Here is a 23,102-nt window from a genome sequence, read left to right as displayed (position 1 = left end):
GGGTTCGGGGTCCGCTCCACCAAGGTAATGCCTTCAGCTAGGGATGGCGGAGGAAAACGGCCACGGTCCGCTCCGGAACGGCGAAGGTACCCGATTCCGTGTCGAAAGAGGCCTTCTTGACGGTAGAGTCCGCCCCTGCTACCTGCACCGGGTGCAACCGGTACGTGCTTCCGGCCAGGGCCCGGACCCGCTGGTCCTGCTCCTTCGGGGTCGCGTTGAAGACGACCACGAGGTCGCCGAGTTCCATGGTGATGACGCCGGGCGTCTCGTCCTTCCCGGAGAGCGGGAAGGACAGCGTCGACTGCACCTGGTCCGCGGTGGCGAGCGAGAACGCCTTCTCCGTCGTACGGATCCTCAGCAGGTCCTGGTAGGCGGCCGAGGCCCCTTCGATCTGGGCGCAGCCGACCTTCACGGAGCCCAGCAGGGGCTTGGCGTACGGCCACTTGGACGCGTTGTCGGCCGCCATGGGCAGTCCGCGTCCGAAGCCGTTGCCGTCCTGGCAGTTCCAGTGGATCGCGTTGAACCAGTCGCCGCTGTCGTAGGAGTTGCGGTCCAGGGACTTGGAGCGCAGCAGGTCGGTGCCCGCCTGGGAGAGCGCCGGGCCCTGCGAGAGGGCGGCGGTGGCCATCGCGAGGACCTGTATCCGGGCGCGGTCTTCCGAACTGGTCGACGCGGGCAGCTTGTACGTCAGCGCGTCGAACAGCGACTCGTTGTCGTGCGCGTCGGCGTAGGCGAGGGCGTCACCGGGCGCGTCCGCGTATCCGGCGGGCTGTCCGTTGTAGTCGACCTGGGCGCCGGTGACCTCCTTGCCGTCGGTGTCGGTGAAGCGGTACTTCGCGAGGTTGCCGGACAGGCCGACCTTGATCAGGTCCTGGTAGTGCAGGAGGCGGGCCTTCTGCTCCTCCGGAGTGCCGTTGCCCTTCGAGGAGTTGGGGTCGGTGTAGAGCCCGGACGCGAAGCCCTGGACGCCGGGGTCCTCGTCGAAGGGGCCGCCGCCGCGGACCGCGTCACGGGCGCGGTCGGAGAAGGTCGCGACGCCGGTGCCGGCCATGTTCTTCTGGGTGGCCTGCACGAAGCGGGCGTCGTCGGCGACCTCGCCGAAGTTCCAGCCCTCGCCGTAGAGGATGATCTTCCTGCCGTCGACGCCGTCCTTCTTGAGGGTCAGGGCGTCGAGGGCCTTGCGGACGGCCAGGATGTTGGCCTTGGGGTGGTGGCCCATGAGGTCGAAGCGGAAGCCGTCGACCTTGTACTCCTTGGCCCAGGTGACGATGGAGTCGACGACGAGCTTGCCCATCATGGCGTTCTCGGTCGCGGTGTTCGCGCAGCAGGTGCTGTTGGCGACCGAGCCGTCGGCGAGGAGCCGCTGGTAGTAGCCGGGCACGATCCGGTCGAGCACGCTCGTGGCGGCCTGGCCGCTCGCCGCGGTGTGGTTGTAGACGACGTCCATGACGACCCTGAGGCCGTCCTCGTTCAGGGACTTGACCATCTTCCGGAACTCGACCGTGCGGCCGGTGCCGTCCGGGTCGGTGGCGTAGGAGCCCTCGGGGACCGTGTAGTGGTACGGGTCGTAGCCCCAGTTGTAGGCGTCCTTGGCGGCGGTCTTCGCGACGCACGCCTGCTGCTGGTCGGAGTCGGCCGGGTAGGAGGCGAGGTCGCAGTCCGGGGTCGCCTGGTCCTGGCGGCGTTCGGGAACGGTGGCGAGGTCGAAGGCGGGCAGGAGGTGGACGTAGCTCGTGCCCGACTTCGCGAGCTCCTTCAGGTGCTGGGAGCCGTCGCTGTTCTTGTCGGTGAAGGCGAGGTAGGTGCCCTGGTCCTTCGCGGGCACGGTCTTGTCCGCCACCGAGAAGTCCCGGACGTGCAGCTCCTGGATCTCGGCGTCCCTCAGGGGCACGGCCTTCGGCTTGGTGTACGTCGACCAGCCGCTCGGGGCGAGGGACTTGTCGGCCAGGTCCACGACGAGACTGCGCGCCGAGTCGGTGGTGAGGGCGACCGAGTAGGGGTCGGTGACCTTGTTGGTGACCAGCTCGCGGACGCTGGGGGCCCAGACCTTCACGACGTACCGGTAGGGCTTGCCCTTCCAGGAGGCCGGGCCGGTGACGGACCAGACGCCGGTGGTGGCGTCGCGCTTCATCCTGACGGTGGACCCGGCGAGCTCCAGCGACACGTTCTGCGCGGTCGGCGCCCAGACCGCGAGGGTCGGGCGTCCCTTGCTGAACGTCGGTCCGAGAGCGGCCTTCGTCGCCGTCGGGTACAGGTCGTCGAGCACGCCCGCGATCTGTACCCCGGTGGCCGCCGACACGGCGCCGTTCGCGGCACGCTGGGAGGCGACGAGCTGACCGGTGAGGGCCTGCTTCACCCGGTCGCGGTCACGTGGGTCGACGGACCAGGCCGTGTAGTCCTTCAGGTGGGGGTACTTCTCCTTCTGGGCGTCGGTGAGGGCGGTTCTGGTGAGCCGCAGCCAGCGCTCGTCGTCGCTGGTCAGCGTCCCGTCCTTGACGGCGATCGAGCCGTCGTGCGAGTACACCAGCTGGGTGGAGGCGGCGGTGTCGTCGCCGTTCCAGGCGACCGTGTTCCGGTCGATCCAGACCGCCTTGGAGGTGGTCAGGTCGAGCGCGGCGGCGGACCCGGCGGGCTGCGGGAGCAGGTACTGCTCCTGGCCGCTCAAGAGCCACACCTCGTGGCCGTTCGCCGTGAGGTCCAGGGACTGGTCGGTGGGCAGGTCCTTCTCGTCACCCTTGTGGATGATGTAACTGAGGCTCGTGGCACCGTCGTTGAGAGGCACCTCGAAAACCGCGCCGTAGGCGTCGGTCCGCACCGGCTCCAGTGGCTTCGACCACTCGGTGGGGTTCGCGGCGCCCGTCCAGACGTGCAGCCCCCAGCCGTCGTAGTTCCCGTCGGCGCGGTGGTAGTGGATGACCGCCTTGGTCCTGTCCTGTGCCGGGTAGTCCGGGCGCTCGGTCTGTACGGCGTCCTTGCCCTGCTCGATCCACACCTCACCGGTCTTGGTGACGTCGATCGTGCGGTCGGTGGAGACGTCCTTGTTGCCGTCCTTGTCGATGACGAGGAAGCCGACGTTGGAGGCGCCGGGCTTCAGCTTGACGTAGGCGAAGGCGCCGTAGGCGTCCCGGCCGACGAAGGAGTGGCTGGCGGGCCAGGTGGTGGACTCGCCGTCGGCGAGGTCGCCCCAGGCGTACAGGCCCCAGTCGGCGTAGTCGCCGTCGGTGCGCTTGTAGTGGACGACCGCGTAGTCGCGGGAGGAGGCGGTCGGGGGCTCCTCGGTGGGCGGGGTGCCGGTGGCCGACTCGGCCGTCGCCGACGCGGTGCGGCCGGCCGTGTCGATGACAACCGCCTTGTAGCGCAGGGTGGTTCCGGCCGGGACCGAGGCGCCGATGGTCTGCGTGACCTTGTAGGGGGCGTGGTCGGCCGAGCCGAGGACCTGCCACGTGCCGTTGCCGGTCTGGGCGGCGAAGACGACCCGGTTGAGCTGTCCGCCGGTCACGTCGGCGGTGAGCTCGACGGTGCCGGTGGCGCCGGTGGCCGGGGCCTTGAGGGTGATCGTGGGCTTGGTGGCGGGCTTGGCGGGCCTGCCGGCCGCCTTGAGGACGATCGCCGAGCCGGCGGGGACGGTGACGGTGATCTTCTTGTCGGCGTCGGAGCCGACGGTCGACGTACCGCCGTAGACGCCCTTGAAGGCCGTGCTCGCCGAACCGGTCGCGAAGGAGGCCGACTTGGCCTCGGCCGCGTTGTTGAAGGCGACGACGTACTCCTGGCCGGTCTTCGCGTCGGTGCGGGAGAAGGCGTAGATCCCGGCCCCGTCCGCCGCGTACCGCTGCTCCTGGACGCCGTCCGTCAGCGCGGGATTGGCCTTGCGGAGCTTGGCCAGCTCGGCGATCTGCCGGTACAGCGGTGCGCTGGTGTCGTAGGCGTCGCTCGCGTGGGTGCGGTCGGTGCCGATCTCGTCGTCGTCGAGGTAGTCGGCCGTCTTCGACGCGAACATCGTCTGGCGGGCGTCCTTGTCGCCGCCCGCGCCGGTGAAGCCCTGCTCGTCGCCGTAGTAGACGACGGGGTTGCCGCGGCTGAGGAACATCAGCTCGTTGGCGAGCCTGTCCTTGGCGAGGAGTTCGGCGTCGGTGGCCTTCGGGTTGTCCTGGTTCAGGAAGTACCCGATGCGGCCCATGTCGTGGTTGCCGAGGAAGGTGACCTGTTCGTAGGCGTTGGCCTTGCCGGTCGTGTACTTGTAGTCGTCGCCGAAGACACCGGCGAGCTTCTGCGCGCTGCCGCCCTGGGAGGCGTACTGGCGTGCCGCCTCCTGGAACGGGAAGTCCAGGGTGGCGTCGAGGCGGCCCTGGGTGACGTACGGCGAGGTGATCGAGGTGTCGGCGGAGTAGACCTCGCCGAACATGAAGAAGTTCCTACGGCCCTCCTTGGCCGCGTAGGCGTCGAGGGCCGTGGCCCACTGGGTCCAGAACTCCATGTTGACGTGCTTCACGGTGTCGATCCGGAAGCCGTCGATGTCGAAGTCGCGCACCCACCTCTCGTAGATCTTCTCCATGCCCTTGACGACCTCGGGGCGCTCGGTCCACAGGTCGTCGAGGCCGGAGAAGTCGCCGTAGGTCGTGGACTCGCCGGCGTAGGTCGAGTCGCCGCGGTTGTGGTACATCGTGGGGTCGTTGAGCCAGGCCGGGACCTTGGCGTCGGTGTCGGTGACCGTGGGGGTGCGCGGGAAGGAGTCGGTGTCGACGGGCGGGAACGCCCTGGAGCCGTCGGCGTAGTCCGCGTCGTCGAAGGGTTCCCCGTCCTTGGTCAGGTACGGGAACGCGCCCTTGGAGAGGTAGCCGTAGGACTTCTCCTCGTAGTCGACGACGTCGGCCGTGTGGTTGGTGATGACGTCGAAGAAGACCTTCATGCCCTTGGCGTGGGCCTTGGAGATGAGGGTCTCGAGGTCCTTGTTGGTGCCGAAGTGCGGGTCGACCTGCGTGAAGTCGGTGATCCAGTAGCCGTGGTAGCCGGCCGAGGCGTCGGCCCCCGTGCCCTGGACGGGCTTGTTCTTGAAGATCGGGGCCATCCAGATGGCGGTGGTGCCGAGGCCCTTGATGTAGTTGAGCTTCTTCGTGAGGCCCTTGAGGTCGCCGCCCTGGTAGAAGCCCTTGTCGGTGGGGTCGTAGCCGGTGGAGAGGCGGGAACCGGTCAGGCCGCCCTTGTCGTTGGCGGTGTCGCCGTTGGCGAAACGGTCCGGCAGGACGAAGTAGAACTGCTCACGGGTGTCGTCGTGCCGGGCCGGCTGTGCGGCGAGCTTCGCGTCGGAGGGCGGGGGCGGCGGGGTGTCCGCCTGGGCGGACAGCGGCTGGACGAGCGCTGCGGCCAGCGCGGTCACGGTGACCGCGGCGACCCGTCCGGCGTGCGTGCGGAGGCGCCTCGACGGCACCGGCCATCTCGGTATCACTGACGTGGACTCCTTGCGATGTACGGCTCTTCGGGTCCGACCCCGCGCGACCGTATCGCCGCCGCAAGGCTTACAGCAAGAGTCGTGAAACGACCGGAAAGAAATTTCACGAGCCGCGTGCCGCTCATAATCGATGGCCTTCGGATCGGCGCACGACTACCTGCGAGTTGACCATCTGCGTGCGGGATGTCCGGCTGGTCGGCGAGTGCGGCTGCGGGGACGACTTCTGCCAGAGCATCCGGACCGCGGAGCATCCGCAGGGACAGCCGTACGGTCCGGGACATCGCTGTGTGCCGCTGCTGCCTTCGTCGGGCGATCTGGTCCTCGACGTCGCGCACGGGCGGATCGTGTACATCGAGATCCTCGGACGACCGCCCCTGCGCCGGCGCGGAGAGCCGGGACAGGGACGGTCCGGGGCGGGTCAGCAGCTGGACTTGCCCGCGTAGATCGCCAGCGCCGTGTTGGCGCCGAGGGTGGCCGTGAACTGGCCGCTGGAGTTCACCGTCACGCTCGTGTTGTTCTGGACGTTGCAGTACGTCCCGGCGGGCAGCGAGGTCTGGTAGGTGCGGCTCAGGCTGCTCGACTCGTGGTTGATGGCGACGTAGCCCTTGGCGCCCCGCCCGAAGGCGATCGCGTCGCCGCCGTTGTCCCACCAGTTGGTGACCGACTCTCCGCGCACGGCGTTGCGGAAGGCGACCATGCGCAGGATCTCCGGCCAGGCGTGCTGGCACTTCCAGCCGTTCTGCCAACAGGCGGTCACCGAGCCGTTGTCGGGCGGCCCGGCGTCCGAGTCGGACCACTCGTAGCCGGAGTTGATGTCCGGGGCGCCGTACGGATAGGCCAGCATGAAGACGTTGGCCAGCGTGTAGTTCGCGCCGTCCTTGTAGTTCAGCGTGCTGCCGTTGCGCTCGGTGTCGTGGTTGTCGACGAAGACGCCCGCGACCGAGCTGCTCATGTAGCCCCAGCCCTCGCCGTAGTTCTTCAGGTAGGCGAGGTTCTCGTTGTTGAAGACCCGCTTGAGGTCGTAGGCGTAACGGAACTCCTGCACATCGCCGTTGCCCGTGTACTCGGTGGGCTGGACGGCCTCCCCGCTGCCGTAGATGACCTCCTGCTTCCAGTACACCGACGGGTTGCTGAGGCGGGACTTGATGTTGGCGAGGTCGGCGCTGTCGATGTGCTTGGCCGCGTCGATGCGGAAGCCGTCGACGCCGAGCGAGAGCAGGTCGTTCATGTACCCGGCGATCGCGCCGCGGACGTACGACTCACCGGTGTCGAGGTCGGCCAGGCCGACCAGCTCGCAGTGCTGGACGTTCCAGCGGTCCTGGTAGTTGGTGACCTGGGAGGTGCAGTCGTCGAAGTCGTAGGAGGAGTACAGGCCGGGGTAGGTGTACTTCGTGTACGACGACCCGCCCGTGCCGGTGCCGCTGCCCGCGGCCATGTGGTTGATCACGGTGTCGACGACGACCTTCACCCCGGCCGCGTGGCAGGTGTTCACCATGTTCTGGAAGGCCGTGCGGTCGCCGAGACGCCCGGCGATCTTGTAGCTGACCGGCTGGTACGAGGTCCACCACTGCGAGCCCTGGATGTGCTCGGCGGGCGGGGAGACCTGGACGTAGCCGTATCCGGCGGGGCCGAGGGTGGTGGTGCACTCCTTGGCGACCGAGGCGAAGTTCCACTCGAAGAGGACGGCGGTGACGTCCTTGCCGCCCGGCGGGGAGGCCTGGGCGGCGGTGGGGGTGAGGACGGCGACCGAGGCGGCGAACACGGTGGCCGCGGCGGTGGCGGTGGCTCTTGCGGACCATCTCGATATCACGTGGGGGTTCTCCTTGCCGGACGGCCAGGCGTCGTTGCCTGGCGCCGGCGAGAACGTACCGCTGTTGAAATGTTTACAGCAAGAGTCGAGAAAGTAACGGCAAGAACTTTCACACCTGTTCGGCGGGCCTGCTCGGCAGGTCGCCGCGACGGCCCTCGCAGGAGTAGACGATCTCCACCGCCCCGCCGGGCAGGGCGCGTTGGCTCAGGAAGGTCAGTCCGGTCTCGGGGCTGAGCGCCGGGGTCAGCTGGGTGCCGCCGCCGAACAGCAGGGGCAGCACGACCAGTTCGAGGCGGTCCAGGGCGCCGAGCGCGTGGAAGGTCGCGATGGTCCGCGGGCCGCCGATGAGGTGGACGTCCCCACCCCGGTTGGCCGCGCGGACCTTCTCGAGGAGGCGGACCGGGTCGCTGTCGGTGGTGACGTGGTCGGGGGTGCCCTCGGGCCGGTGCGAGCCGAGGACGAACACGTCCAGGTCCGGCCAGGGCCAGCGGCTGTTGGTCAGGGCCGGCTCGAAGGTCGTACGGCCCATGAGCGCGGCCTCGCAGTCCGCCAGGAACTCGCGGATGCCGTGGCTCTGGCCGGGGACGAACGCGGGGTCGGCGGTGAGCGCGGGCCAGCCGCTCGGCGTGGTCACATAGCCGTCGGCACTCGTGCTCAGGCGGGCGCGGATCTTCATGGTCTCTCCTCGGGCAGTCGGACACGGGGCGCTGTTCGCCCCTTCACCCAAGCGTCGAACGCGGGCCCCGCCGATCGACACGCCGGAGAAAGAAATCACCGGGCCCCCCTCAGGGCCCGGTGATTCGTCCTTCGGGTGCTCAGGCGGTCGTCCACCACACGGTCGTGTCGGCCGACACCTTCGCGTCCCCGTCGACCTCGGCGACCTCACCGCTGGCGAGCAGCAGACGGCCGTACGCCGGAGTCGTCACCGACTCACCGCTGGTGTTCGCGACGCAGACGAAGTCCCCGCGTCGGAAGGCGAGGACGCCCTCGGGCGCCCGCAGCCACTCCACCGCGTCGCCGGCGCCGAGGTCGGGCTGCGCGCGGCGGGCGGCGAGGGCCGAGCGGTACAGCTCCAGGGTGGAGCCCGGGTCGCCGGTCTGCGCCTCCACGCTCAGCTCCGCCCACTCCGGGGGCTGGGGCAGCCAGCTGCCGCCCGCTCCGAAGCCGTACGACGATCCCCCGCGCGTCCACGGGATCGGCACCCGGCACCCGTCGCGGAAGCCGTCCTGGCCGGCGCCGCGGAAGTACGCCGGGTCCTGGCGGACCTCGTCGGCCAGGTCGACGACGTCCGGCAGGCCGAGCTCCTCGCCCTGGTAGACGTACGCCGATCCCGGCAGCGCCAGCATGAGCAGCGTGGCGGCGCGGGCGCGGCGCAGCCCCAGCTCCCGGTCCCCCGCCGTGCGGATCTGGGTGCCGAGGCCGGGCGGGTTGGCGAAGCGGGTGGCGTGCCGGGTGACATCGTGGTTGGAGAGCACCCAGGTGGCGGGGGCGCCGACCGGGCGCATCGCCTCCAGGGTGCGGTCGATGACCCCGCGCAGCTCCTCGGCGTCCCACGCGGTGCTCAGGTACTGGAAGTTGAAGGCCTGGTGCAGCTCGTCGGGACGGACGTAGTTCGCGGTGCGCTCGACGGTCGGGGTCCACGCCTCGGCGACGAAGATCCGCTCACCGCTGTACTCGTCGAGGATCAGCCGCCACTGGCGGTAGATCTCGTGGACACCGTCCTGGTCGAAGAACGGCATGACATCGTTGCCCAGCAGCTTCACCTGGTCGTGGGATCCAAGGTCGGGAAGGCCCTCCGCCTTCACCAGGCCGTGGGCCACGTCGATGCGGAAGCCGTCCACGCCCATGTCCAGCCAGAAGCGCAGGATGGAGCGGAACTCGTCGCCGACGGCCGGGTGGTCCCAGTTGAAGTCGGGCTGCTCGGGGGCGAAGAGGTGGAGGTACCACTCGCCGAGCGAGCCGTCCGGTTCGGTGACGCGGGTCCAGGCGGGGCCGCCGAAGATCGACTCCCAGTCGTTGGGCGGGAGTTCGCCGTGTGCGCCCTTGCCGGGGCGGAAGTGGTAGCGGTCCCTGAGCGGCGATCCGGGGCCCTCGGCGAGGGCCCGCTTGAACCACTCGTGCTGGTCGGAGGAGTGGTTGGGCACCAGGTCGACGATGATCCTGAGACCCAGCTCGCGGGCGTCGCGAATCAGGGCGTCGGCGTCCAGGAGGTTGCCGAACATGGGGTCCACGGCCCGGTAGTCGGCGACGTCGTAGCCGGCGTCGGCCTGTGGCGAGGCGTAGAAGGGGCTGAGCCACACGGCGTCCACGCCGAGGTCGCGCAGGTACGGCAGTCGGGTACGGATGCCCTCCAGGTCGCCCATGCCGTCACCGTTGCTGTCGGCGAAACTGCGCGGATAGACCTGGTAGATCACCGCGTCCCGCCACCAGTCGCTGCGCTTGGCTTCGGCGAGGTGGGGGGCCGGGGCGATGGCGGAGTGCTGCTGGCTCATGGCGTCCTTGGTACGTAACGGGTTCATCAGGTCAAAGATATGAGAAGCGGGTGACGAGGCGGCCGCGGTGACAGCGGGGTCGGATGGACACTGCGGCCGCCTCGGGTCTTTTCCGGCGTTCCGGCGGATCAGCCCTTCGTGCCACCGGCGGTGAGCCCGGTCACAAGGTTCTTCTGCACCAGGTAGAAGAACACCGACACCGGTATCGCGATCAGTACCGCCGTCGCCGCCATCAGGTTCCGCTGGGCGTCGTGCTCGCTGACGAAGCTCTGGAGCCCCACCGCGAACGTGTACTTCGTGTCGGACAGCATGAACGTCGACGCGAACGCGACCTCGCCGAAGGCGGTCAGGAAGCTGTAGAACCCGGCCACCGCGAGACCGGGACGGGCGAGCGGCAGGATCAGCCGCGCGAACGTGCCGAAGGGGGTCAGCCCGTCGACCCGTCCGGCCTCGTCGATCTCGAACGGGATGGTGTCGAAGTACCCCTTGAGCAGCCAGGCGCAGTACGGCACGGCCGTCGAGCAGTACACGAGGACGAGTCCAAGGTAGGTGTCGATGAGCTTCAGGTCCGAGAGCATCTGGTACATCGGCACCATGAGTACGGCTACCGGGAACATCTGCGTGACCAGGAGCACCCACATGAACTTCCGGTAGCCCGGAAAGCGCATCCGGGACACGGCGTAACCGGTGGTCGCGGCGATCAGCACGCCGATCACGGTGGTGCCGAGCGAGACGATCAGCGAGCTCTTGAGCCAGCTGAAGAACTCGGTGTGCTGGAGGACGAACGAGTAGTTGTCGAACGTCATCTTCTTCCAGATGCCGCCCGGGTGGAGGTAGTCGTCCTTGTCCGGGCCGAGCGACAGGAAGATCAGCCAGACGATCGGGAACAGCGCGATGAGGCTCGCGACGGTCAGGATGCCGTGCGAGACGAGAGAGCCGGCGAGGCTCTTCTCACCGCGGCCGCGGGCCCTGCGGGGCGCCTCGGCGGACCGCTCGCGCGCCTCGGCCGGGGTCTCGACTGTGGTCGTGCTCATGGGGACTCCGTCCTCAGATCGCGAGCTGCTGGTCATTGCGGTTCAGCCAGCGGCGGTAGAAGGAGGTGAAGACGATCAGGATGGCCAGCAGCAGGATGCCGTACGCGGCAGACTGCGCGAAGTCACGCGGCTGCTGTCCGAAGCCCAGGTAGTAGGCCCAGGTGACGAGGATCTGAGCGTCCGGCGCGGTGTTGCCGAACAGCAGGAAGATCACCGCGAACTGGTTGAACGTCCAGATGATGCCGAGGAGTACGACGGTGGAGCTGACCGACCGCAGGCCCGGGAGGGTGACGTACCGGAAGCGCTGCCAGGGGGTCGCGCCGTCCATCTCGGCGGCCTCGTACAGCGAGGCGTCGATGGACTGGAGGCCGCCGAGCAGCGAGACCATCATGAACGGCACACCGCACCAGGTGTTGACCATGATCGCGGCGGTCCGCTGCCAGAAGGTGTCCTCCAGCCAGGCCGGTGACGGCAGGTGGAGTGCGTCGAGCGCGGTGTTGATGACGCCGCCGTCGGCGAGCATGAACCGCCAGCCGAAGACGGTGACGAAGGTGGGCACGGCCCAGGGCAGCACCAGGATCAGCCGGTACAGGGTGCGGCCGCGCAGCTTCTGGTTGAGCAGCAGCGCGAGGCCGAGGCCGATGCAGTAGTGCAGGGCGACGCACAGGGCCGTCCAGACGATCGTCCAGATGAAGTGCGACCAGAAGCGGTCGTAGGCGGTCGGACCCCACAGGATGTCGGCGTAGTTGTCGAGGCCGATGAACTTGTAGGTGGCGTCGATGTGGTTGACGCCGATCGTGCGGGCCGTGTTGAGGCTGTTGGCGTCGGTGAGGGTCAGGTAGACGCCGTAGACCAGGGGGTAGAGCACGAGGACGCCGAGGACGATCGCCACCGGGGCGATCATCGCGTACGCGTACCAGTGTCTCTGGTAGCCGTGCTTGAGGCGTTGGCCCAGCCCGGGCCGGGGCGCGCGGTCACCGCGGCGCTGCCCGGTGGCGCGGTCGATGGCGACTGTCATGTTCGACACCTTCTGGAAGTTCTACGGCTCTGAGAAGTGGCTGGGCCGGGCGGCCGCCGGATCTCTCCCCCCATGTCCGGGAGATCCGGCGGCCGCGCGGACTCACTTGCTGAAGTCCGGCACCAGCTTGGCGATCGAGACCTCGACGTTGCTCAGACCCTTGTCCAGGGACTCCTTGCCGCCGGCGATGGAGTTCAGCTCGGTGTCCAGCGGGGTCAGCAGGGAGCTGTACTCCGGCAGGGCCGGGCGGGGCTGGGCGCTGGCGAGGACCGTCTGGTAGCCGGCGATGCCCGGGTCGGCCTTGACCTCGGCGGTGTACGCGTCGTCGCGGGTCGGCAGCGTGGAGTTCTTCAGCGCGATCTGCGTCTGCGACTTCGCGGAGGTCATGAAGCCGACGAACTTCTCGGCGGCCTTCTGGTGGGCGGAGTCCGAGCCGGCGTAGATCGAGAGGTTGTGGCCGCCGGTCGGGGCGCCCGCCTTGCCGGTGGAGCCGGCCGGGACGGTGGCGATGCCGAGGTTGGCCTTGTCCTTGAAGGCGGAGCCCTTGTAGAAGTTGGTGATCTCCCACGGGCCCTGGATGATCGCGGCGACCTTGCCGTTGACGAACGCGTCCTGGATGTGGGCGTAGGCGTCGGCGGTGGTGTCGGCCTTGTGCAGGCCCTTGCCGGAGAAGAGGCTCAGCCAGGTGCCGTAGCCCTTCTTGGCGGCGGGCGAGTTCACCGTGATCTTCTTGGCGGCGACATCGACGGTGTCGGTGCCCTCGCCGAAGAGGAACGGCTGGGCGTAGTAGGCCGCGGTGGAGCCCCAGTAGCCGTCGACGCCGGTCTTGTCCTTGATGGTGGCGGCGGCCTTCTTCAGGTCGTCCCAGGTCTTGGGGGCCTCGACACCGGCCTTCGCGAAGAGCTGCTTGTTGTAGACCAGGGCGAGGGTGTCGGTGACGAACGGGACGCCGTAGGTCTTGCCGTCGTACTTGGCCTGCTCGATCAGGTTCGGCTGGAACTTGCTGACGTCCGCGAGGGCCTCGGTGCCGTCGAGGGGCAGGAAGTAGCCCTTCTTGGCGAAGGCGGGGGTCCAGCCGACGTCGGAACGCAGCACGTCCGGAGCGCCGCTCGCGCCCGCGGCGGTGTCGAACTTGTTCTGCGCCTGGTCGAAGGGGACGTTGACGTACTTGACCTTGATGCCCTTGTTGGCGGCCTCGAAGTCCTTGATCAGGGCCTTGTACGTCGGCGCCTCATTGGTGGCGTTGGAGGTGTCCCACCAGGTGATGGTGACCGGACCGTCGGCCTTGTCGCCGCTGTCGCTTCCGCCGCAGGCCGTCGCCGCGAGGGCGATGGACGCCACCAGCGCGGTGGCCGCTATGCCACGCCGCATGAGATCTCCTTGAGGGTGATGGCCCGTGTGCTGCTGTACTGCTCGCTGCGAAGGGGGTCCCGTCCGCCTTCTCCGCCGGGCGTCGCCGAACGTAACAGCGATGCAAGCCTTGCGAAAGACCTTGCAGCAAAAAACTGCAAGAGCCGCTCGAAGTTATCCGGGCGTGACCTCCCGGCGACCCCCGTGAGACGCTTGTTCGCCGGGATCGAGCAGGGACGGAGCAGGGTGCGGGCGTCTGTGCAAGACTCTGCAAGCTCTTGCCATCCAAGTGCCGTACGGGAATCATCCCCTTGCGGGACAAGGGGCGCCGACCAGAACAGAGGGACCGCGATGACGATACGGCCGGTACAGTCCGGTGCCGTGACCACACGGCTAGCCGACATCGCTGCTCAGGCGGGGGTGAGCGAAGCGACCGTCAGCCGCGTCCTCAACGGGAAGCCGGGTGTCGCCGCCACCACGCGCCAGTCCGTGCTGGCCGCCCTCGACGTGCTCGGCTACGAGCGCCCGGTCCGGCTGCGGCAGCGCAGCGAGGGCCTGGTGGGCCTGATCACCCCGGAGCTGGAGAACCCGATATTCCCGGCCCTGGCGCAGGTGATCGGCCAGGCGCTGACGCGGCAGGGCTACACGCCGGTGCTCGCCACCCAGACCCCGGGCGGTTCCACGGAGGACGAGCTCACCGAGATGCTCGTCGACCGGGGCGTGGCGGGCATCATCTTCGTCTCCGGGCTGCACGCGGACACCTCGGCGGACATGCAGCGCTACGAGCAGCTGCGGGCGCAGGGCGTGCCGTTCGTGCTGGTGGACGGGTTCTCGCCGAAGGTACAGGCGCCGTTCATCTCCCCCGACGACCGCGCGGCGATGAGCCTCGCGGTGACGCACCTGGTGTCGCTGGGCCACACCAGGATCGGGCTGGCCCTCGGCCCCAAGCGGTTCGTGCCGGTCCAGCGCAAGATCGAGGGCTTCGTGCGCACCGTGCAGGACCAGCTGGGCCTGCCCGCCGCGACCGTCGAGGCGGAGCTGGTGCAGCACTCGCTGTACACCCTGGAGGGCGGGCAGGCGGCCGCCACGGCCCTCATCGAGCGGGACTGCACGGCGGTGGTGTGCGCGAGCGACATGATGGCGCTCGGCGCGATACGGGCGGCCCGGCAGCTGGGCCTGGACGTACCGCGGGACGTCTCGGTCGTGGGCTTCGACGACTCCCCCCTGATCGCCTTCACCGACCCGCCCCTGACGACGATCCGCAAGCCGGTGCCGGCCATGGGACAGGCGGCGGTGCGGACGTTGCTGGAGGAGATCGGCGGAACGCCCGCGCCGCACAGCGAGTTCGTGTTCATGCCGGAGCTGGTGGTACGCGGTTCGACGGCCTCGGCCCCGGGGGAACGCACTCGTCCGTAGGGCGGAGAAACCGGGCCCGAACCACTGCCGAAGTAGGAGAACGGGACAGTCTTCCCGCCGTAGGACATGCGACCCGAACCCGACCGCGGGATGATCGGGGGGACAGGGCCTTTCTGGCAGACTTTGTGTCTATGGGTGACTCGACCGTGACCAGTCTGGAAGACCGTGAGAACACGGCCGTTCCCGACTCCCTCACGGCCTCGCCGCGGCCCGGTCTCCTGCGCCGACTGCGCACTCCTCGCCGGCCGCGCCTCTGGTTCGAGATCCTCTTGATCGCGGTGAGTTACTGGACGTACTCGCTGATCCGCAACGCGGTGCCGGAGCAGAGGGCGGAGGCGCTGCGCAACGCCGACTGGATCTGGCGGATGGAGCACCATCTCGGCATCGCCGTCGAGGAGTCCGTCAACCACGCGGTGAACTCGGTGACTTGGCTCATCATCGGGATGAACTACTACTACGCGACACTGCACTTCGTCGTGACGCTGGGCGTCCTGGTCTGGCTCTACCGCAGCCATCCCGGCCGTTACGCGGCGACCCGTCTGGTGCTGTTCGCGACGACGGGCGTGGCCCTGGTCGGCTACTACCTGTATCCCCTGGCGCCCCCGCGGCTGATGAACGGCGGGAACTTCGTCGACACCGTCACGGTCCACCAGACGTGGGGCTCGATGGCCTCCGGCGACCTCAAGCACATGTCGAACCAGTACGCCGCGATGCCGTCCATGCACATCGGCTGGTCCCTGTGGTGCGGTCTGACGATCTTCGCGCTGGCGTCGGTGCCGTGGGTGCGCGTCCTCGGCCTCCTCTACCCCGCGGCGACCCTGCTGGTCATCGTCGCCACCGCCAACCACTTCTGGCTCGACGCGGTGGGCGGCATCCTGTGCCTGCTGTTCGGCTTCACGGTGGCCCGGCTCTGGTACGGGGCCCTGCCGTACCGGCTGCCGAGGGCCGTCCCGGACAACGGCCCGCTGCTGCGAGCCAGGCTGTAGGACGGGAGTGGCCCGCGGATCCGTCCGGAGCGGTGCCAGGCCTGCCCGCCGTTCCCCCGGGTCGCCGGCGCCTTTTACGGGCCCTGCGGGTGAGCGGGCCCGGCTCGTCCACGGCGAGGCGGAGCCGGTATGCGGCCGCGGCTCGTCCACCCCCGAGGCGGAGCCGGTATGCGGCCCCGGCTCGTCCGCCCCCGAGGCGGAGCCGGTATGTGGCCCCTGCCGCCACGCGGCCCTGATCCACCGGACCGCCCCGCCTAGCCCGCGGCAGCGTCCCGCAGCGCCGCGACGAAGGCCTCCAGGGCCGGTTGCGGCGACGCGGTCTCCCGTACGGCGGCCAGGATCGTCCGGGTCGGTTCCGGGCTCTTCAGCGGTCGTACGACGACCTCCGGATGCCGTCCGCCCAGGCCCAGCCGCGGGATCAGGGTGACCCCGAGTCCGGCCGCCACGAAGCCCTGCGCGGTGGCGTAGTCCTCGCTGTCGACGACGAAACGGGGCTGGAAGCCCGCCTCGGCACAGGCGGTGAGCTGGGCGTCGAGACAGGGTCCCGGCCACTCGCTGCCGACCCACGGCTCCTCGGCCAGGTCGGTCAGGCGGAGGGTGCGGCGGGCCGCGAGGGGATGGGCCTTCGGCAGGACGGCGAGGTAGGGATCGTCCAGCAGGTGCAGCAGGCGTACACCGTCGTGGGCGCCGGGTCCGACGACCAGGGCCAGGTCGGCGCGGCCCTCCCGGACGTCGGGGAGGGGGTCGGGGCCCGCCAGCCGCAACTCGATCCGGACCCCGGGCTGTTGGGCTCGCAGCCGCGCCACCGCGGGGGCGACCAGCCGGGCGCCGGCCGTGGCGAAGTAGCGCAACGAGAGCCGGCCCGTACGGCCCGCGAGGAGGTCCGTGAGGGCGGTCTCCGCCTCGGCGACCTGCCGGCCGATCGCGTCGGCGTGCTCGGTGAGCAACAGCCCGGCGGCCGTGGGCCGCACCCCCCGCCCGACCCGTTCGAGGAGCTCGGTCCCGGCCTCCTTCTCCAGCGCCGCCACCTGCTGGCTGATCGCCGAGGGCGTGTAGCCGAGCCGGGCCGCGGCCGCGGTGACGGAGCCGCTGCTCACCACGGCCGCCAGCATCTGCATCCGTCGCACATCAAGCATGTACTCCAGCTTAACGATGCCTCCAAAATCTTTCACTTGTCCTCACGGGTTCTGCCCGGGACCGTGGAGTCATGTCACCCGCCTCCACCCTTCGCATGGCTGTTCTCGCGCTCCTGTGGGGCTCCGGCTTCCTCTGGATCAAACTGGCACTCGACCACGGCCTGTCCCCCGCCCAGATCACGATCGCGCGGTGCGCGCTGGGCACGGCCGTGCTGTTCCTCCTGGCCCGGGCGTCCGGCCAGCGCCTGCCCCGCTCCCGCGCCACCTGGGGTCACCTGACCGTGGCGGCTCTGTTCTGCAACGCCATCCCCTTCGCCCTGTTCGCGGTGGGCGAGCAGACCGTCGACTCCGGCGTCGCGGGCGTCCTGAACGCGACGACTCCGCTGTGGTCGCTCCTGCTCGGCGTCGCGCTGGGCACGGACCGGGCCCTGCGGCCGCTCAGGCTGACCGGCCTCTTGGCCGGCTTCGCCGGCACGGTCCTGATCTTCGCCCCCTGGCACCGCTCGGGCCTGCTGACCTGGGGCGCCCTGGCCCTCCTGGCGGCGGCGGCAAGCTACGCGGTGGCCTTCGCCTACATGGCCCGCAAACTCGCCTCGGGCGAGGCCCCGTTGGCGTACTCCGCGGCCCAGCTTCTGATGGCGACGGCGTGGACGACCCTGTCGCTACCGGCCGCGGGCCCGATGAACGCCGACCTGACGGCACTGGGCGCGGTGACGGCCCTGGGGATCCTGGGCACGGGAGTGACGTTCTACCTCAACTACCGCCTGATCGCGGACGAGGGCCCGACGACGGCGGCAACGGTCGGCTACCTGCTGCCTGTTGTGTCGGTGGCCCTGGGAGCGATGGTGCTGGACGAGCGCGTCGGGCTACGAGTGCTGACGGGCATGGCGGTCGTCTTGACGGGGATCGCGCTGACCCACCTAGGGGCGCGGGGAACTGCGCGACCAGCCCCCACCGACCCGCAGCCGAAGAACGAACCCTCCTACGCCCCGTAGAACAGTTCCTCCACGACCCCCCGAGCCCGCCGAGCAGTCCGCCGGTAGTCGTCGAGCATGTCCCCCACATGCCCCGCCTCATACCCCAGATACCGCCCCACCGCGGCAAGCTCCCGCGCCTCGGAGGGAAACGTGTCCCCCGCCCGCCCCCGCACCAACATCACGGCATTGCGCACCCGCGTAGCCAGCACCCACGCCTCGTCGAGAACAGCGGCATCCTCCTCGGAGATCAACCCGGCGTCCCGCGCAGCGACGAGCGCCGCCCGCGTCCGCGTGGTCCGCAGCCCCGCCTCCCCCGCCCCGTGCCGCATCTGCACCAACTGGACCGTCCACTCGACGTCCGACAACCCCCCGGGCCCCAGCTTGGTGTGCAGCTTCGGGTCGGCCCCGCGGGGCAACCGCTCGGACTCCATCCGCGCCTTCAACCGCCGGATCTCCCGTACGGCGTCCTCCCCCAGCCCCGTCGCGGGGTACCGCAGCGGGTCGATCAGCTCGACGAAGCGACGGCCCAACTCCTCGTCCCCGGCGACCGGTTCGGCCCGCAGCAGCGCCTGCGCCTCCCAAGTCAGGGACCAACGGCGGTAATAGGCCTCGTACGACGTCAACGTCCGTACCAGCGGCCCCGACTTGCCCTCCGGGCGCAGGTCGGCGTCGATCAGCAGCGGCGGGTCGGCGCTCGGGATCTGGAGCAGTCGGCGCATCTCGGAGACGACCTTGTTGGCGGCCTGGGAGGCCTCCCGCTCGTCGACGCCCTCGCGCGGTTCGTGCACGAACAGGACGTCCGCGTCGGAGCCGTAGCCGAGTTCGTGACCGCCGAAACGGCCCATGCCGATGACGGCGAAGCGGGTCGGCAGGGTGTCGCCCCAGCCCTCCCGGACGACCGCGCGCAGGGTGCCGGCGAGGGTCGCCGCGGTCAGGTCGGACACGGCGGCGCCGACGCGGTCGACCAGGGCGCCCTGGTCCGGTTCGGCGGGCTGAGTCTCGGTGCCGTAGGAGCCGACGATGTCCGCGGCGGCCGTACGGAAGAGTTCGCGGCGGCGCACCCCGCGGGCCGCGGTGACCGCCTGTGCGGCCCCGTCGGCGCGGCGGACGGCGGCGAGGATCTCCTGTTCCAGATGCTCGCGCCCGCGCAGGGAGAGCCCGCCACCGTCGCCGTCGCCGAGGAGGGCGACGGCTTCGGGGGCGCGCATCAGCAGGTCGGGGGCGAGGCGGCCGGCCGACAGGACCCGGGCGAGGTTCTCGGCGGCGGCGCCCTCGTCCCTCAGCAGCCGCAGATACCAGGGCGTCTTGCCCAACGCGTCCGACACCTTGCGGAAGTTGAGCAGTCCGGCGTCCGGGTCGGCGGACTCGGCGAACCAACCCAGCAGGACGGGAAGGAGAGTTCGCTGGATGGCGGCCTTGCGGGTGACCCCGGAGGCGAGGGCCTCCAGGTGGCGCAGGGCGGAGGCCGGGTCGGCGTACCCGAGCGCGACCAGCCGCTCCCTGGCCGCCCCGGTGCTCAACCGGATCTCGCCGGGCCCGAGTTGGGCCACAGCGTCCAACAGCGGTCGGTAGAACAGCTTCTCGTGCAGCCGTCGTACGACGGAGGCGTGCCGCTTCCACTCGCGGTTCAGCTCGGTCACCGGGTCGGTGCGCAGGCCGAGGGAGCGGCCGAGGCGGCGCAGGTCGTCCTCGTCCTCGGGGACGAGGTGGGTGCGGCGCAGCCGGTAGAGCTGGATGCGGTGCTCCATGGAGCGCAGGAAGCGGTAGGCCTCGTCGAGCTGGGCGGCGTCGGCGCGGCCCACGTAGCCGCCGGCGGCGAGGGCCTGGAGGGCTTTGAGGGTGGTGCCGCTGCGCAGCGAGCCGTCCTCCCGGCCGTGCACCAACTGGAGGAGCTGCACGGCGAATTCGACGTCGCGCAGTCCGCCGGGGCCGAGCTTGAGCTGCCGGTCGAGCTCGGCGACGGGGATGTTCTCGACGACCCGGCGCCGCATCTTCTGCACGTCGGCGACGAAGTTCTCGCGTTCGGCGGCCTTCCAGACGAGGGGTTCGAGAGCCGCCACGTACTCCTCGCCCAGCTCGATGTCGCCGGCGACCGGGCGGGCCTTGAGGAGGGCCTGGAACTCCCAGGTCTTGGCCCAGCGCTGGTAGTAGGCGAGGTGGGAGGAGAGGGTGCGCACGAGCGGGCCGTTGCGTCCCTCGGGCCGCAGATTGGCGTCGACGGGCCAGATGGAGCCCTCGACGGTCGTCTCGGAGCAGACACGCATCATGTGCGAGGCGAGCTTGGTGGCGGCGCGCAGGGCCTTGCCCTCGTCGGCCCCGTCGGCGGTCTCCGCGACGAAGATGACGTCGACGTCGGAGACGTAGTTCAGCTCGTGGCCACCGCACTTGCCCATCGCGATGACCGCGAGCCGGCACAGCGCGGCGTCCTCGGGTGCGGCCGCGCGCGCTATGGCGAGGGCGGCCCGCAGGGTCGCGGTGGCGAGGTCGGCGAGCTCGGCGGCGGTCTCGGCGAGGTCGGTGGTGCCGCACACGTCCCGGGCGGCGATGGACAGCAGACAGCGGCGGTAGGCGACGCGCAGCGAGACGGGGTCGGTGGCCCCGGCGAGCCCGCGCTCGAACTCCTCGACGCCGGGGTGCAGGTCGCGCGGTTCGTAGGTGACGAGCGCGTGCCAGTCCCTCGGATGCCGTTGGAGGTGCTCGGCGAGCGCGGCGGACGCGCCGAGCACCCCCAGCAGCCGGTCCCGCAAGGGCTTCGCCGCTATCACCGTGTCGAGCAGCTCCCGGTCGGACTGCGCCTCCAGGAGCCGTACGAGACCGTGCAGCGCGAGGTCCGGGTCGGCGGTCGCGCCGAGGGCCTCCAGCAGCACCGGGTCATTGCGCACGCCGCTCAGTTCCGCGCTGTCCAGCAGCCGCTCGGCGGCGGACGGATCGGTGAAACCGTGCCGCAGCAGCCGCGTGAAGGTACTGCTCCTGCGCCCCGGCGCCGACGTCATCCCCGGCCTCCTGTCCGATCAAGGTCGTGTCGATCGAGCCTAACCGGAGAGGCGGGGATGAGCGCCGGGGAGCGGGTGGGGGGATTTGGGGATTGGGGGGCGGGGTGGGGGTGTCTCAGCGGATGAGTACGACCGTCGTGGGCCGGGACGGGTCCGTGAGGATCCTGTCGCCCGGTCGGCGGCCGTCGGCGGGGGCGCCCTCGGTGGGCGGCAGCTCGGCCACCGGGGCCGTGCGCCCTGCGACCGGGATCTCGATCCACCAGACGGTGCCCCGGGACACCCCGCCGGGCATGGAGACGTACTGGACGTCGAGGCACCGCTCGCGCAGCCGTGCGAGTACGTCGCGGACCGCGGCGCCCGTCGCGACCTCGGGGAGGTCGACGTACCGGTTCACCGCGGGGTCGAGGCCCGCGCACGCGTGGTCGTCGGGCGGCGGGTTGACCTGTCCGGGCCGACTCCCGCGCGGCCCGGACAGGGTGAGGTGGGTGCGTTCGGCGGCGCCGGCCTTCGTGGCGTCGACGCGGATGGTGTCGCGGCGCAGCCACTGCACCGGGTTGCCGTCGAGCTCGGCCAGCGCCCAGTCGCCGGTGTCGACGAGGTAGGCGCTCTCGATCGCGGCATCCTCCGGGGGCGGCAGCAGCCGCACCGCGTCACGCGCGGCACGCTCCGGCTCGGGCCAGTGGCGCAGCACCACCAGCAGCTGGTCCGAGGGCCGGTCGAAGGGGTACGCGCGGCCCGCGGTCACCGCGCGGTCCCCGGCCGGGGTGACCGCCGTACGGGACGCGCCGGAGACCTGGATGTCACCGCGCGGGCTCACCGAGAACCGTACGGACGAGAACGCGTCACGGGCGGCGCCCGCGTCGGCGGTGGTCGGCGCGGACGCCGTGTCGCAGCCGGTGGCGAGCAGGGCGAGGGTCAGGGGGACGGTGCCCGCGAGAAGGGCCGCGGGCCGGTGCGGACGCTGTGGACGGGGTGGGCGTGGATGTGAACGCATGGGCTGTCTCCGTGTCTGCGGGCGACCGGGCCGGTCACCCGCAGACGAGCGTGCTCGCTCCGACGGCCGTGGCCCATTCGTCATTTGGCGAATCGCCGGGCGGCGCGAACGGGCCCGGCGTAGCGTCGGGGCAGCACCCGTACTTCGGCCCGGGGAGGCCGACATGACCCCACCCCACACCACCGCCGAGGCCCATCTGCGGCGCATGGCGGACGTGCTGGAGGAGGCCCGGCAGGATCTCGCGAGCGGCGGCGTGCCGCCGAAATGCCTGTTGCCGGGGCTGATGCGGCTGATCGCGTGCGACGCCGCGAGCTTCAGCGAGCTGGACATCTCCACCAGGAGACAGCTCAACGCCCAGGAAATAGGCGACGAGGACGCGGACCTCGACATGGACGCGTACTGGCGCTGGCGCCATCAGCACACCCAGTGCACCCAGGTCTCCCGGCCGCACGGCACTCCCGAGACGACACAGATGGCCGACTTCCGCTCGGTCCGCGAGCTGCGCAGCCTCCCCATCTACACGGAGTTCCTCGCCCCGCACCCCACCATCGCGGCCATCGCCCTGCCGACCGCGCCGAACCGCACCCGGGTCTTCCAGTTCTTCCGCGAGGACGGGAAGGCCTTCACCGACCACGAGATGACGACGCTGCGGATGCTGGCCCCGCACCTGTACGACCTCTACAAGCAGGCCGCCCGCCGCCGCAGGCAGCCCGTCCGTCTCACCCACCGCGAACTCGACGTCCTGCGCTGTGTGGCCCTCGGCATGGGCACCCCGCAGATCGCCGAGCAACTCTGCGTCTCCCCCAGCACGGTTCGCAAGCATCTGGAGAACGCCTTCGGCAGACTGGGAGTGTCGAGCCGGACCGCCGCGGTGGCCCGGGTGTTTCCCGAGCCGGAGGCTCTGTGATGACCGAGCAGGAACCCGAGACGTACCTCGACCCGCGCTACAGCGACCCCGACGCGACGGCGCACTCCTGGGCCGACGCCGAGTCGTTGCTGGCCTCCGCCGAGCTGTTCTGGATCTCGACGGTACGACCGGACGGGCGCCCGCACGTCACGCCGTTGCCGGGGGTGTGGGCGCACGGGGCGCTGCACTTCTGCACCGGTCCCGAGGAGCGCAAGGCGAAGAACCTCGCGCACAACGCGCACGTCACGCTGACCACCGGCACCAACATCTGGGACAAGGGCTACGACCTGGTGGTGGAGGGCGAGGCGGTGCGGGTGTCGGACGACGCGCGGCTGCGGGAGCTGGCGGCGGCGTGGGAGGCGAAGTACGGCGACTTCTGGCGCTTCGAGGTGCGGGAGGGGTATTTCCATCACGGTCCGGGACACGCCGTCGTCTATGCGGTGGCGCCGCGGACGGTTTTCGGCTTCGGTAAGGGACAGCCGTTCAGCCAGACGCGCTGGCGCTTCTGAGGACGGCCGAATGTACTGACGTCGACGAGGGAGT

At 70.2% G+C, this 23,102-nt stretch carries 16 protein-coding genes; 6 read left to right on the top strand and 10 right to left on the bottom strand.

The window, feature by feature from the left end; genetic code table 11:
* Positions 1–37: 37 nt before the first annotated feature.
* Complete coding sequence (gene pulA / locus OHN19_RS31305; protein ID WP_419249547.1) at positions 38–5,443, bottom strand: pullulanase-type alpha-1,6-glucosidase; 5,406 nt, start codon at positions 5,441–5,443, stop codon at positions 38–40.
* 167 nt (positions 5,444–5,610) lie between these two features.
* Between pulA and OHN19_RS31300 the strand changes: the two genes are divergently transcribed.
* Entirely contained in the window at positions 5,611–5,889 is a 279-nt protein-coding gene (locus tag OHN19_RS31300) for a hypothetical protein (protein ID WP_330294131.1), read from the top strand.
* Here OHN19_RS31300 and OHN19_RS31295 read toward each other — a convergent pair.
* The 6 genes from OHN19_RS31295 to OHN19_RS31270 all read right to left on the bottom strand — a co-directional run bounded on the left by OHN19_RS31295 (position 5,865) and on the right by OHN19_RS31270 (position 13,171).
* Positions 5,865–7,256, bottom strand: coding sequence for an alpha-amylase family protein (locus OHN19_RS31295; RefSeq protein ID WP_330267415.1), 1,392 nt, complete (start codon positions 7,254–7,256; stop codon positions 5,865–5,867). The genes OHN19_RS31300 and OHN19_RS31295 overlap by 25 nt on opposite strands.
* 109 nt (positions 7,257–7,365) lie before the next feature.
* Complete coding sequence (locus tag OHN19_RS31290; protein WP_330267414.1) at positions 7,366–7,932, bottom strand: dihydrofolate reductase family protein; 567 nt, start codon at positions 7,930–7,932, stop codon at positions 7,366–7,368.
* A gap of 139 nt (positions 7,933–8,071) precedes the next feature.
* Positions 8,072–9,748: a glycoside hydrolase family 13 protein gene (locus OHN19_RS31285; RefSeq protein ID WP_330269752.1), complete on the bottom strand. Its 1,677-nt coding sequence runs from the start codon at positions 9,746–9,748 to the stop codon at positions 8,072–8,074.
* 128 nt (positions 9,749–9,876) lie between these two features.
* Positions 9,877–10,782 (bottom strand): sugar ABC transporter permease, encoded by a 906-nt coding sequence (locus tag OHN19_RS31280; protein WP_330267413.1) that lies wholly within the window; start codon positions 10,780–10,782, stop codon positions 9,877–9,879.
* Between the two features lie 13 nt (positions 10,783–10,795).
* Positions 10,796–11,800, bottom strand: coding sequence for a sugar ABC transporter permease (locus OHN19_RS31275; protein WP_330267412.1), 1,005 nt, complete (start codon positions 11,798–11,800; stop codon positions 10,796–10,798).
* Positions 11,801–11,902: 102 nt separating this feature from the next.
* The gene (locus tag OHN19_RS31270) at positions 11,903–13,171 is read right to left on the bottom strand and encodes an extracellular solute-binding protein (RefSeq protein ID WP_330267411.1); all 1,269 of its coding nucleotides are present in this window, start codon (positions 13,169–13,171) and stop codon (positions 11,903–11,905) included.
* A 360-nt stretch (positions 13,172–13,531) separates the two neighbouring features.
* On the opposite strand from OHN19_RS31270, the gene OHN19_RS31265 reads away from it, so the two are divergent.
* Together OHN19_RS31265 and OHN19_RS31260 are read left to right on the top strand one after the other, a co-directional pair.
* The gene (locus tag OHN19_RS31265; protein WP_330267410.1) at positions 13,532–14,566 is read left to right on the top strand and encodes a LacI family DNA-binding transcriptional regulator; all 1,035 of its coding nucleotides are present in this window, start codon (positions 13,532–13,534) and stop codon (positions 14,564–14,566) included.
* 131 nt (positions 14,567–14,697) lie between these two features.
* The gene (locus OHN19_RS31260; protein WP_330267409.1) at positions 14,698–15,552 is read left to right on the top strand and encodes a phosphatase PAP2 family protein; all 855 of its coding nucleotides are present in this window, start codon (positions 14,698–14,700) and stop codon (positions 15,550–15,552) included.
* Between the two features lie 254 nt (positions 15,553–15,806).
* Here OHN19_RS31260 and OHN19_RS31255 read toward each other — a convergent pair whose 3' ends face one another.
* A complete protein-coding gene (locus OHN19_RS31255) occupies positions 15,807–16,688 on the bottom strand; it encodes a LysR family transcriptional regulator (protein ID WP_330267408.1) in 882 nt (293 codons plus the stop codon).
* A 71-nt stretch (positions 16,689–16,759) separates the two neighbouring features.
* Between OHN19_RS31255 and OHN19_RS31250 the strand changes: the two genes are divergently transcribed.
* On the top strand, positions 16,760–17,683 hold the full coding sequence (locus OHN19_RS31250) for a DMT family transporter (RefSeq protein ID WP_330294130.1): 924 nt from the start codon (positions 16,760–16,762) through the stop codon (positions 17,681–17,683).
* Here the strand turns inward: OHN19_RS31250 and OHN19_RS31245 are convergent.
* Complete coding sequence (locus OHN19_RS31245; protein WP_330267406.1) at positions 17,671–20,658, bottom strand: bifunctional [glutamine synthetase] adenylyltransferase/[glutamine synthetase]-adenylyl-L-tyrosine phosphorylase; 2,988 nt, start codon at positions 20,656–20,658, stop codon at positions 17,671–17,673. The two genes, OHN19_RS31250 and OHN19_RS31245, sit on opposite strands and share 13 nt — an antisense overlap.
* Positions 20,659–20,773: 115 nt before the next feature.
* Positions 20,774–21,652 (bottom strand): hypothetical protein, encoded by an 879-nt coding sequence (locus OHN19_RS31240; protein ID WP_330267405.1) that lies wholly within the window; start codon positions 21,650–21,652, stop codon positions 20,774–20,776.
* 163 nt (positions 21,653–21,815) lie between these two features.
* Between OHN19_RS31240 and OHN19_RS31235 the strand changes: the two genes are divergently transcribed.
* Positions 21,816–22,559, top strand: a complete 744-nt coding sequence (locus tag OHN19_RS31235; protein WP_330267404.1) for a helix-turn-helix transcriptional regulator — start codon at positions 21,816–21,818, stop codon at positions 22,557–22,559.
* Positions 22,559–23,068 (top strand): pyridoxamine 5'-phosphate oxidase family protein, encoded by a 510-nt coding sequence (locus tag OHN19_RS31230; protein WP_330267403.1) that lies wholly within the window; start codon positions 22,559–22,561, stop codon positions 23,066–23,068. The genes OHN19_RS31235 and OHN19_RS31230 overlap by 1 nt, the downstream gene beginning before the upstream one ends.
* Positions 23,069–23,102 lie beyond the last annotated feature (34 nt).

This window comes from Streptomyces griseorubiginosus (assembly GCF_036345115.1).
In the GTDB taxonomy this organism is placed as follows: Bacteria; Actinomycetota; Actinomycetes; order Streptomycetales; family Streptomycetaceae; genus Streptomyces; species Streptomyces griseorubiginosus_C.
This window is presented reverse-complemented; position numbering and strand designations above follow the sequence as displayed.